General features: G+C 53.3%; 7 protein-coding genes. 2 read left to right on the forward strand and 5 right to left on the reverse strand.

The window, feature by feature from the left end; all coding sequences use genetic code 11:
* Positions 1–186 precede the first annotated feature (186 nt).
* The 5 genes from CRO05_RS09985 to CRO05_RS10010 all read right to left on the reverse strand — a co-directional run bounded on the left by CRO05_RS09985 (position 187) and on the right by CRO05_RS10010 (position 8,430).
* Positions 187–552: a hypothetical protein gene (locus CRO05_RS09985; protein WP_143860912.1), complete on the reverse strand. Its 366-nt coding sequence runs from the start codon at positions 550–552 to the stop codon at positions 187–189.
* A 146-nt stretch (positions 553–698) separates the two neighbouring features.
* Positions 699–3,065: a catalase gene (locus tag CRO05_RS09990; protein ID WP_097067065.1), complete on the reverse strand. Its 2,367-nt coding sequence runs from the start codon at positions 3,063–3,065 to the stop codon at positions 699–701.
* 878 nt (positions 3,066–3,943) lie between these two features.
* Positions 3,944–4,213, reverse strand: coding sequence for a KGG domain-containing protein (locus CRO05_RS10000; RefSeq protein WP_097067067.1), 270 nt, complete (start codon positions 4,211–4,213; stop codon positions 3,944–3,946).
* A 242-nt stretch (positions 4,214–4,455) separates the two neighbouring features.
* A complete protein-coding gene (locus CRO05_RS10005; RefSeq protein ID WP_097067068.1) occupies positions 4,456–5,346 on the reverse strand; it encodes an SDR family oxidoreductase in 891 nt (296 codons plus the stop codon).
* A gap of 273 nt (positions 5,347–5,619) precedes the next feature.
* The gene (locus CRO05_RS10010; RefSeq protein ID WP_097067915.1) at positions 5,620–8,430 is read right to left on the reverse strand and encodes a PAS domain S-box protein; all 2,811 of its coding nucleotides are present in this window, start codon (positions 8,428–8,430) and stop codon (positions 5,620–5,622) included.
* 601 nt (positions 8,431–9,031) lie between these two features.
* Here CRO05_RS10010 and CRO05_RS10015 point away from each other — a divergent pair.
* Together CRO05_RS10015 and CRO05_RS10020 are read left to right on the forward strand one after the other, a co-directional pair.
* Positions 9,032–11,137: a PAS domain-containing sensor histidine kinase gene (locus CRO05_RS10015; protein WP_097067069.1), complete on the forward strand. Its 2,106-nt coding sequence runs from the start codon at positions 9,032–9,034 to the stop codon at positions 11,135–11,137.
* 353 nt (positions 11,138–11,490) lie between these two features.
* On the forward strand, positions 11,491–12,162 hold the full coding sequence (locus CRO05_RS10020; protein WP_101750222.1) for a DVUA0089 family protein: 672 nt from the start codon (positions 11,491–11,493) through the stop codon (positions 12,160–12,162).
* Positions 12,163–12,214 lie beyond the last annotated feature (52 nt).

The raw sequence follows: 12,214 nt of genomic DNA on the forward strand, positions 1-12,214 counted from the left end.
TCTTCAGGGTGGAGTGGAATGTTGCGCAGCCATGCGCAGCATTCTCCTCCCTAAGGGCGCACTCGTATCATGCGTAAAATCCAAAAATTATCATCAATCTCGGGGCATGGCCGCGTTGAAAACCGGATACAAGGCAGCGTCAGTATTTTATCTCTGGCCGCGCCCCGTCATTGGTTAAGAATAAAATCAGTACCCTCCACCGCCGCCGGACTGCCCGGATCCTCCTCCCTGGGTTCCCCCTCCTTGGCCGGCAGGTCTATCATATGGCTTATCAGCAGGTCTATCATATGAGGGGGCTTCTTGGCCGGGGGTAGAGCCGTCTGGTTTTTTCCGATAATCGCGTTCACCTGAAGTTCCCTGTCCGGATGAGGGCTGCCCCGCACTGGGAGCCGCCTTTTTATCAATCGGGCCGCCATGACCAGACATATCGCCAAACTCTCCAGTCTGGTCCCCAGCGCCAGCCGCATGAGCCACGCCAGCAGCGCTGAAAATGATCACGCTGGCAAGCACTACAGATCGTGCCGTCGTTTTCAATGCCGAAATTTTTTCCATGATGGTTCCTCATAATTAATCCAGCGAAATTGCTGAATTGACATGCTACTCATACTGCCAGGTCTTTCCGTACGTTGACGCACAGAATGACGAAGAGGAAAGGACAATTGCGAAAGTGATCCCGACCGCAGGCCTCCCTCAATTTGCTACACCCGAGGCGGGTCGATTTCTCTTTCAAAATGTCGGTGGGCTGCAATCGCATTGATGAACTGCGGCAGAATATCGACAGCGTTTCCATCCGGAAAGTAAAGTACTCCCGGATCAGGTTCGCCTGAGGGAAGCGCTAGCTTTACCCCCGAGCTCTCCGCCAGACTTTTGCCATTGCCCAGTATCAGAATAGGCTTGCAGTGACGGTACTGCTCTTTGATGAATTCAACTACCTGCCCCATGCTCGCCAAAACGGTCATATCTTCATGGCCGCCCGGAATCGCAATTGCGTCAAAAAGCACGTTAGGCATAGCTTCAAACGTTACATCCACCTCAATATTATCGCCGCCCGTGCTCTGGACTGTTCCCAGACGAGCGCCCACAAAGCGAGGTACTGCCTCCTCTCGCGCCAGGGCAGTATGGAGCGTTCTTACGGCAACACCGTCCACTCCATTGGCTACCAGGATCGCGACGCGACGCATTCGAATACTGCCATCGCCGGGGCGAGCGAAAAGCGAGAGAGCGGGGGATGCGACCACCTCTGGCGGGGCCGTATTTTCCATTGCCTTTGGTAGAGGAGGTGGCAAGCTCATGCCAAGCCCTTGTGCGACACTTTCCGCAAGTTCCCTGGCAACGTTTAAAAGCATCGCAACAGTGCGTTGCCGTATCGAGGCTGTCTGTACCCGTGTCAACTCGAAACGGAAAGCACGTATGATGTGCGCCTTTTCCACCGGCGATTGGCTGTTCCAGAACAACGTCGCCTGCGTGTAGTGATCCGCGAACCGCTCCGGTTTTCCGCGCACCTTATCCCCGATCGCGGGTTCCCGGAACGAAGTGAAACCCGCTGCACCTGCCTGAAACGGGCATCCGCCCCCGAGGGAATTAGGCTCGTACGCAACACGGCCCCTGTTGATCGTCTGGCGATGCATTCCGTCCCGCTGGTTGTTGTGCGCCTGTGCTACGGGAGAATTGATGGGAATCTCGTGAAAATTAGGCCCGCCCAGTCGCAATAGCTGCGTATCCACGTAGGAATGGATACGGCCAGCCAATAGCGGGTCGCTACTGAAATCCAGACCTGGAACAATATGCGCGGCACAGAAAGCAACCTGCTCTGTTTCCGCAAAGAAATTGTCGGGATTACGATTTAGCGTCATTTTTCCGATAGGCTGGACCGGCACAAGCTCTTCCGGGACGATCTTTGTCGCATCGAGCACATCGAAGCTGAATGCTTCGGCTTGTGCCTCAGTAAAAATCTGCATGCCCAGTTCGTATTGCGGATACGCTCCGCATTCGATTGCTTCCCATAAGTCCCGGCGGTGAAAGTCGGGATCGGCCCCGCCGATTTTCACCGCCTCGTCCCAGTCAAGCGAATGGGTCCCGGCGAGCGGCCGCCAGTGAAATTTGACAAATCGTGAGGCGCCGTCAGCAGCTATCAGCCTAAACGTATGAACACCAAAGCCTTGCATCATGCGGTAACTGCGGGGAATCCCCCGATCAGACATAACCCACATCAGCATGTGCATCGATTCAGGCATGAGTGAAACAAAATCCCAGAACGTATCATGCGCGGTCGAAGCTTGCGGCATAGCGAAGTGCGGCTCGGGTTTGGCCGCGTGCACCAAATCTGGAAACTTCATCGCGTCCTGGATGAAAAATACCGGGATATTGTTTCCCACCAGATCCCAGTTCCCTTCATCCGTATAAAATTTCACCGCAAAGCCGCGTGCATCGCGAACGGTGTCGGCCGAGCCTCGCTCCCCGAATACGGTCGAGAAACGCACGAAGACAGGAGTTTGCTTCCCCGCAGCCGAGAACAGCGATGCCTGTGTATATTTCTCCAATGATTCGTAACACTCAAAGTATCCGTGGGCAGCTGACCCTCGCGCGTGAACGACGCGCTCCGGTATGCGCTCATGATCAAAGTGGGTGATCTTCTCGCGCAGAATAAAATCCTCGAGCAGTGCCGGACCCCGGTAGCCCGCCTTAAGGGAATTCTGATTGTCTCCGACGGGAACACCTTGATTGGTCGTCAATACACGTCCGCTTGAATCGGCACGAACGCGATCCAGCGACTCATTGCCAGCATTAAACCCTAATTGGGGGTCACCGCTACCACTTTTTTCCGAACTGATCGATTCGGTTAACGTGCTGCCTGTAGTAGAAGGATCTGAAGGCTCCACCGCTTGGCCTTTCTCCGGGTAGGCGGAAATTTCCCCGTACTCCAGCCCCTTGTTCGAGTTGTAAGGCATAGCCGCGGCAAGCTCCTGTGTAGCGGCAAGCTTGGAAGTAAATTCATTTTCTGACGTACCTTGGCGGGCAGGACCCCCGATGGTCGAACGATTATCACCATCATTTTCAGTTTTCATTTGGTTCCCTTTTTAAAGACGGACTCAAGATTTAATTGGCTGGGCTAACTGCCGAATATAATCGACGCTTAACTTCCCCCCGTCGGTGCTACGCCGCACATTGATCTGACCCAATAATCCGCACAGCTTACCGCTATGCGTCGGTATTGTTCGCGACGGGTACATCCGATGCGATACGCAATATTCCCAATTGGATGACAGGCGTTAAACGGGGCATTATTCGACTGTGCCCCATCTGTGATGCTTACGAGTTCAGGGATCGAGCCGTTGCTGTAATGTCTTCCTCCGCAAAGAAGGGGGCGAACCACGCATTGTTCTTAAAGACCTATACCAATAAGGTAACGCTCGTTCATATTGCGGAAGCCGCGCTCGGGCGGTTGGGCGAAAATCCACCGTCGGGTTTGGGCCAGCCAAATGGGAGCGAAATGCAATAAAATGGGACTGATTGTCGACCGCTATCAGCGCACAACGTTTTCAGGCCTTTATGCCGCAGGCGCTGTGATAAATGAACTAAGCTAGATAAGCGTTGCGGCCGGACAAGCTGCCGTTGCCGCAACTGATATCCACAATTGGCTAAACAGGAAAAATGATAAAAACCGGAGAATGACTCATCCTAAGCGATAAATCGTCTCCCACTGTTCGGGGAGCCATGCGTCAGCTTTCTGACTCGTGCCAGAATCACCAGAAGGCCGCGGCTGAAATTAGTTACGCAGCGAGAGCCCCATCCACCTGCCAATTCACTCTTAAGGTCGGCTTTGTAGGGTTATAGAGGAACCCTGATTGACCGCGCCAAGGCGTGGCGTCTCGCCCCGAATTCCAGCAAGAAAATTCAAGAGGAAAAAAGGTGAGACGACCCACCTTTTTTCCTCCAACTCTACTTAACCGTTTTTGTGGCTTTGGCTACCAGCCTTGGCATGCTGACCGGATGAGCCACCCCTGCTTGAAGATGAGCCACTTTTTCCACCACCATGGGACGCTTCGCCGCCCTTTCGACCAGCTTCGCGAGCTTCTTCAGAATCAAACTCATGCGCAGTTCCTTTTTCATGGGCTGCTTTTCCACCTTTGCTCGCGATTTCTCTCTGTTTAGCTTCGTCCATCGACGCGAAACCACGTTTGCTGTCGCCACCACTGCTTTTTGATGAAGGCATGTTTATCTCCTGATACATAAAATATTAAGAAATTCCCGCTGACATCCCGCTTACACTCAAATTGTGTTGCACGACGCTTTGGGAAGCCTTATCTCTGCCATAAAGCTGAGACGTGGCTTCATCTTAATAAGCATACTCGCGGTTTTATGTACGGCGGCACACATATACCCCAAAAAATCATTCACATGTATTATTACGCATGAATAAAAGCGATGCCTGAGCGACCTCTGTATCATCAATATTTACAGAGATACCTGGCCATGCGCACATCCTGACTCGCCAGGCTCGTATAACGTGCCTTGCGGATGAAGCGGCGGTATATTTTCCTGTTGACTGCTCCCGCGTTTGGCAGACAACTTGTCGCTGAAGCTCGGCATCAGCTTGGATATCGCAGTATTGATAACCGCCATCGCGCCAACCTTCACATCGCGCCCGCCTTCAGTAGCTGCTTTCAGTATCGCTTCCGCGACTTGTTCGGGGTTGATCAACGGCTGGGGTAATTTCGGTTCCCTATCCATATAATTCTTGGCATGTTGAGGGAAAGGCGTATTAACAGCTGATGGCTGAATCAGCGTAATCGAAATTGGTGCCATGTCGAAATCTTCGATCTCCACGCGGAGCGCGTCGGTAAAACCTTTGACAGCGTGCTTGGATGCGGAATACATGCCCTGTAAAGGTACGATCGCTTCAGATACTTCGCTGCCCACATTGATAAGCGCGCCGCCATGCTTCTTCAGATGGGGCAAAGCAGCGAGCGAACCATTAACCATGCCCCAAAAGTTGGTATCGAAAAGACGCCGGCTGTCCGCTTCGCTCACTTGATCCAGGCGACCATAGATCGATACACCTGCGTTATTGATCCAGGTATCGACACGGCCAAAGCGATCGATCGCATCATGCGCTGCGGCCCGGATTTTTTCTCGATCAGCGACATCGGCAACCACATGAATGGCTTCGCCGCCACTGCTCACGATTTGCGTCACCAGGCTCCTGAGCGTGCCTGCGCTGCGCGCGATAAGGACCAGTTTGGCGCCGCGTCCAGCGGCAAGCTTTGCCGTAGCAAGACCGATACCGCTGGATGCACCGGTAATAACCATGACTTGCTGATTTATGGGCTTAAGAGAAGCAGACATAACCCTCTCCTTGACATAAAACATAACATCGGAAAAACGACGGACTAAAAGTCGTGATCAAAGATTAGGAGTAATCTTTCATTGCGACTGTGCAGAAACACACATACGTGTGTTTACTGAGATGGGCTTGGGGCCAGTTGGCGGAGCATAGTCCGGCAATGACCCAATTGGCACCGATCACCGCATTGACGAAGAATGCCGCATACATGTGTTGTTACAACACAAGCATGAGTTGCCGGACTCTTACTGTTGTCGAAAATAGCCCCGAGTAGCTCAGGAACCTGCTCTATCCTGCATGGTGGCTATCAAATCCTTCAGAATCTTGAAATTCACTGGTTTGGTGAGGTGATGATCGAAGCCGCTTTCGTGCGAAAGCCGGCGGTCTTTTTCCTGACCCCAGCCTGTCAGCGCGATCAGCTTGATATCGTTGAATTGCGGCTGGTCGCGAATGCGGCGCGCCACTTCATTACCGTCCATGCCTGGCATTCCGATATCCATCAGGATTATATTGGGCTGGCAAATGGGAATTGCCGCAAGTGCCGCGGGACCGCTGTCGGCAGTTTCAACGTGAAGACCCATCGACTGCAGCAGCATGGATAGGACTTCGGCTGCGTCATGATTATCGTCGACCACCAATACGCGCAGCGCGAGCGGTGCGGTAACCGTTTTCTCCCGTTCGGGAACCCTGCTCTGCACGGCTGTTTCGGACAGAGGCAGGCGCACAATAAATTCGCTGCCCTTATCCTTGCCCTCGCTTGTCGCTTCAACAGTGCCGCCGTGCATTTGGACCAGACGATAAACCAGGTTGAGCCCGATGCCCAGCCCCTCCTGCGTTCCGACACCATTGCGCCGCTCCTGGGCAAATATATCGAATAGACGAGGCAGCATTCCCGGCAGGATTCCTATACCGTTGTCGCGCACGGATACGACCGCGCTATCGGCTTCATGACGTGCGGCGAGCCAGATATGCCCGGCTTTTCTGGTGTACCGTGCGGCATTGTTGAGCAGATTCGTGAACACTTGCTCAAGACGCACAGCATCGCCGTAAACGATCAAAGGTGTCTCGGGGATGAAAACACTGAGCTGTTGTTCCTTCTCCTCGATTTGCGCCCTGCTCGCCTCGACGGCATTACGCAGCACGACAGCAAGGTCCGTCGCGGATTGCCGCAATTCTACCTTTCCGCTCGTAATGCGCGAGATCTCCAGCAAATCGTCCACCAGGCGAACCATATAATTGACTTGCCGGTTTATGACCGGCAACAGATGGGAAACAGCGGTGGCACCGTCTGGGCGGGCGATAAGCGCCAGCGCGTTGGCAATTGGCGCAAGCGGATTACGCAACTCATGCGCGAGCGTAGCTAAAAACTCATCCTTGCGGCGGTCGGCTTCCAGCAGGGCAGTCTCCGCTTTGACCGCTTCGGTAATATCTATCGACACGCCGACATGTCCTGCATACTCGTCATTAGCCGTGAACCAGGGCAGCGCATACGACTTCAGCCAGCGCCATTCCCCTTCGCGAGTCTTGACCCGGATCCGATGTTGAAAGTGGGAGCGGTCTTTCAACGCCTGCTCGAACGCCGCCAGATACCCCGGTTTATCCTCCCGGTGAAGAATTGAAGCCCATCCGGAAGGTATCAGTTCTTCCATGGTCATACCGACCATATCCACGATCCTTTGATTGGCATAAACCAGATGGCCGCTTGCATCTACCTGCCATGTCAGGGCGGGGGAAGCTTCCGCCATAGCGCGAAATCTTGCCTCGCTCTCGCGCACGCTCTGCTCGGCGCGCTTGCGTTCGGTTATGTCGATAATGTACCCCACGCCTTCCGTCTCGTTGAGTTGCATCATAGCGATCAGCGCCCACCATCGCGAGCCGTCCTTGCGAAATAATTCCTTCTCATAAGGAGTAGCGCGTCCAGTTGCCTTGAGTTCCTCGTCTGCCCGCAGAGTACTGGCCATCCATTCCGGCGGCGTCAGCTCATCACATCGCAACATGCGCCTGCGCTCGTCTTCGCAACTGAAGCCGCTCATCTTCAGAAAGGCATCGTTGGCTTCAGTAACCTGGCCTTCCCTATTCAGGAAAATCACGCCGACTGTGTCGATCTCGAGCGCACGCCGAAAGCGTTTCTCAGTCTCGCGCAATGCTTCCTCGGCTTTTTCGCGTTTTTTCACGTGCTCCGTAACATCGACCCCATGGCCCAGGATGCGCTGGCAGGTACCATCCTCCTCTAGCAGCGGAAGATAGATAACATCGATAAAGCGCTCTTCCGGCGCTTCGTCAGGATCACGGCTTACTGTCACCGGAAGCTCGAATCCCATGAACGGCTCACATGTTGACATAACCTCTGCAAGCTTACGCCGGTAACTGTCCTCTGCCGCCAGGGGAAGCGCTTCAAATATGGGACGGCCCAATAGTTCACGTTGGCCGACCAACCGATAATAGGCATCGTTCGCAAGTTCAAAAACAAATTCAGGGCCGTGAAGCACATGCAGAAAAGATGGCGCGTTACGAAATACTTCTTCCAGTAGTTGAATGCGTTTCGCTTGAAGCTCTTCCTTGAGCCGGTTACATTCCGCCTTCCATGCGCGTTCCCTGATTATTTCAGTCGTCTCGCTCACGGTCACGAGAATGCCCGACACACCCGTTTCAGCGCTGCCATCAACCTCTCCCGGAATAGGGCTGTAGGTGAGCTTGAAAAAGGCCTCTTCAGGAGTCCCCGTGCGATTAATGATCAGCGGCTCGTCGTTAAAAACAAAAGACTCGCGTCGCTGCATCACGCCCTCGCAGACGGGCGCAAGAAAACGCCACACCTCTGGCCAGCAATCCGAAACCGGCTGTCCCAAGCCTCCGGGGTGTTTGGCGCCCATCAAATCACGGTAACTATCGTTATAGATCTGCACGAGCTTTGGTCCCCAAAGCAATAGGACAGCCGAAGGCATCAACAGTATGGTGTTGAGCATAAATTGAAGATTAGGCGGCCATGTCGAGACGGACCCGAGACCAGACTCAGTCCAATCATGGGAAAAAATCAGCTCGCCCATTTCGCTACCGCGCAGCCAGATCGGTATTTCAGCCGGATTCATGGATATCTGGTCCCCCGTTTTCTGCTTTGATAATTTAATATTTTGCTTGATATCGGGCATACCGGAATAACGCTGCCAAACCATACCTCGTTTCTAGACTAGCATAATCTCGTGCTCCCCTTGTGCCCGTACCCAGAGCTTGCGGCATTATGCACAAAAAAAGATGATGGAGTGCGACCGGGATCGATTTCCTGCGGAGCAAGCCAGGATCGCTGACACTAATCAAGAACCGGTCCCATCCTGTATATTAGCTATACGCATTGTGATATGGTCGGTCGTGTCCGGCCCGAAAATCTGCGCTACTGTTTCCATGTTTGTAATGTACTCGAAGAGACTCCCTCAGATAGAGCTCAAGGTACTCGGGGCTCAAGGTACTCGGGGCTCAAGGTACTCGGGGCTCAAGGTACTCGGGGCTCAAGGTACTCGGGGCTCAAGGTACTCAGGCCTGTAATACTCATTGTACTCAGGGCCTGTAGACTGAAATTAAAACCTCCTTCGCAAACAACTGTCAAAGGTACAAATACCGGGACGTGCCGAGGTATGCCGTCTGTTGCCGCTGTTTTCTTGCGAGCTTCAGCGGCCTTATAGAGGATAAGTAATAATGGAAGACAACGACGAAGAGTTGCAACCCCAGCCCTCTATCCCCCTGCAAACTTCCAATGCTGTTCTTCAGGCAGGTGAGCGTGTCGAGCACGAGCTCAAGGAGGTAAAAACAGCATTGGAGGACAAGACAAGACAACTTGATCACTCGCTATCTATCCTGCGGGCAACCATAGAATCCACGGCCGATGGGATCCTGGTTACCGACGAGGAAGGCCATGTGCTGCGCTTCAATGAAAGATACCTGCAGATGTGGCAGATTCATCTGCCCGAGATTATCGAGATGCAGCAGCATAGGCAACTGCTGAAATTCTGCTGCAAGCATTTGGCAGATCCGCAACAGTTCCTGGATAGAATGACGGAAATATACGCGACCTGGCCGGCCGAGAGCCACGATTTGCTGGAACTCGCCGATGGCAGAGTGTTCGAGCGCTTTTCCAAGATCCAGTATGTGGAGGGCCGCAGTATCGGCCGCGTCTGGAGCTTTAGAGATATCACGGCACGCAAGCGCGCTGAGGAAGCCTTACGGGAAAGCAGCGAGCGCTTGCGCTTTATGGCCGAGGCGATGCCACAGAAAATATTTACTGCTCGGGCCGACGGTGCGGTGGATTATTTTAACCAGCAATGGAAAGATTACACCGGGCTTGCCTTTGAACAGATGCAAGGGTGGGAATGGACAAAACTCATCCATCCCGATGATGTGGATGAGAGCGTCAGACGCTGGCGGCATTCCCTGAGCACGGGGGAGCCTCTCCAGATGGAATGCCGTTTCCGGCAAGGCAATGGCGATTACCGCTGGCATTTGACCCGTGCCCAGGCCAAACACGACGCCAAAGGATATATATCGATATGGGTAGGTTCAAACACGGATATCGACACCATCAAGCGCGCGGACGAGGAGAAAAAGCAACTCCTTGAGAACGAACGGATCGCGAGGAGCGATGCCGAACGAGCCAATCGAATGAAGGATGAATTTCTCGCCACGCTATCCCACGAGCTTAGAACACCACTTAATGCGATCCTTGGATGGTCGCAGCTCATTTTGCAGGGAACAATGAGCATGAAAGACATCCAGCGAGGCCTTGAGACTATCGAGCGAAATGCTCGAGCGCAGAACAAGCTTATCGAGGATCTTCTCGAAATGAGCAGTATCATTTCCGGAAAGGTGAGGCTTGACGTGCAAAGGCTGGACCTGGCCGCCATAGCGGAAGTTGCGGTTGAATCGGTAGCCCCGGCAGCGGAAGCCAAAGGAATCCGCATCCGGAAAATAATCGATCCAGGAGCCGGGCTCGTTTCCGGTGACCATAACCGGCTTCAACAGATAGTCTGGAACCTTCTTTCCAACGCGGTTAAATTTACGCCCAAGGGGGGTACCGTAGAGGTTATAGTCGAGCGGGTAGCTTCACATCTCGAAGCGACGGTAAGAGACTCCGGGGCGGGCATCAAGCCCGAGTTTCTGGTATACGTTTTTGATCGTTTCCGCCAGGCCGATTCTTCGCTTACCCGAAATCACGGCGGCCTCGGCCTGGGGCTTGCCATCGTGAAGCAGCTTGTGGGACTGCATGGCGGAACGGTCCGGGCGGAAAGCGAAGGCGAAGGTAAAGGAGCATCGTTTATCGTGAGTTTGCCGCTTGCTCCCATCAATGACAGTCACGACAGGCAATCCCTGGCAGCGCCCCCCCATTCTGCTCTACAGAACGGATACATATCGCTCCCCGGTGTAAAGATCCTGGTCATCGATGATGAACCGGATGCCCGTGAACTCATCAATGAGGTACTTACGCAATGTGAAGCCGAAGTCATCACTGCCGGGAGTGCCATGGAAGGACTGCAGATCCTGAAAAGCCAGAGGCCGGATGTGATGATAAGCGACATCGGCATGCCGGAAACCGATGGTTACCAGTTCATCCGCGCAGTGAGAAGCCTTCCCGCAACTCACGGCGGCAAAACACCGGCTATTGCACTAAGCGCATTTGCTCACTCTGAAGACCGGACCAAAGCCATGATTGCCGGTTACCAGATACATCTTTCCAAACCTGTTGAATCGCAGGAGTTGATTGCTTCGATTGGTAATTTGACCGGATGGCCGCGAAAGCCGGGCGGATAGCGAGACAATCAGCCGGCCTAAGGTTGTTCCAGATAACGAACAGTAGCGCCGTATGCCAACGAATCATCGCGATCGGCAAGCCGAGAGTTTACGTCGCAACGGCATAATTATCAGAATATCTCAGTTGATACCGGAACTCGGAACTGACAAGTATTCACACGGCTCTTCTGCCCTTCAATTTTCGCTATACATCTTCGGACGTCCTGTTTGATATTTGTGTGACAACGCACAGAAGAAGCCTTGCAAACCAGCAACCATAATAAGAGGGTTGGTGGGTTGAAACTGAAGAAGTGCAGCCCTTGGCAATCCTCCTGGGAGTCGCACAGATCTATCAGATTCGAGGAGTATAAAAAATGATTAAAAGAACAGTATTAGCACTCTCGCTGGCAGCAACAGCGATGTCATCGTACGCTGGATCCTATACCGATACAACATTGAATAACAGCTTTGCAACCGCCGCGAATATCAATCCATATTTCACCACTGCATTCAGCCCCGACATTGGTAATACTGCCGGGAACAATACCTCAATGGATGGACCTTGGGTGACGATTTCAGGCCAGGGCAACGACGCTTCCGATTACTTCAGTTTCGACATATCACAAGAAGGACAGCGGGTTACGCTCGACATAGACTACACCATGGATCATCCAAACAATCCGTATGGTTTCGATGCCGAGGTCGCGCTTTGGCAACAGGTCGACACCGATGCCTATTCACTCCTCGACTGGAATGACGACTCTTCAACGTCAGCAGGCGCCGGTGGATCAGTACATGACTTTGATTCTTTCCAGGTGCTAAATGCACCGGCGGGTCACTACATCGCTGGCGTGAGTCGCTTTTTTAACGAACCGAATGATACGGGCTGGAGCGCGGAAAGTTTTATTGCCGGTGATCGTCAATATACTCTGCAGGTCCAAGTGAGCCCGGTGCCGGAACCGGAAAGCTACGCGATGCTCCTGGCTGGTTTGGGGCTGATCGGAGCAATATCTCGTATATCCCGCAGAAGGCGAATATTTGGCTAGTGGCGAGGATGGGTGGAGCGTGCGCTGATGGGTTGCGTTTCGCTCAATCCAT

This window comes from Nitrosovibrio sp. Nv4, assembly GCF_900215485.1.
Taxonomy (GTDB): Bacteria; Pseudomonadota; Gammaproteobacteria; order Burkholderiales; family Nitrosomonadaceae; genus Nitrosospira.